The sequence below is a fragment of the Psychrobacter sp. GW64-MNA-CIBAN-0177 genome, assembly GCF_040309585.1.
Lineage (GTDB): Bacteria > Pseudomonadota > Gammaproteobacteria > Pseudomonadales > Moraxellaceae > Psychrobacter > Psychrobacter okhotskensis.
The window spans coordinates 1-270 of record NZ_JBEOOY010000255.1 but is presented as its reverse complement, the minus strand read 5'-3'; the positions used below and the strand labels follow the sequence as shown (position 1 = coordinate 270).

The following is a 270-nucleotide window of genomic DNA, read 5'->3' as shown; positions in this document are numbered from 1 at the left end:
ACGCTTATCTTTATGATTACCAGTAGCCTTACCTAATACACCACCAGCTGCAGCGCCAATTGCCGCTCCTTTACCTGTGTTATTCATTTCACAACCGCTAAGTAATACAGCCACTACCGTTACGCTTAAAAGTGATTTAGTTAAAGTCATGTTATGTCCTATCCATTTAGTATTTTGCGCTATTATGCAAATATATGAATGAACAAGCCATGAAGAATCTATTAAAATTAGCGTTTTATGCTGTATAACAACAAAAATTCTATCAATAGC

General features: G+C 35.6%; 1 protein-coding gene. It reads right to left on the bottom strand.

Going from position 1 to position 270, the window contains the following annotated elements; genetic code table 11:
- On the bottom strand, positions 1-87 hold an 87-nt coding region (locus AAEY79_RS14985), incomplete at its 3' end, for a YMGG-like glycine zipper-containing protein (protein WP_352289201.1).
- Between the last annotated feature and the right edge of the window lie 183 nt (positions 88-270).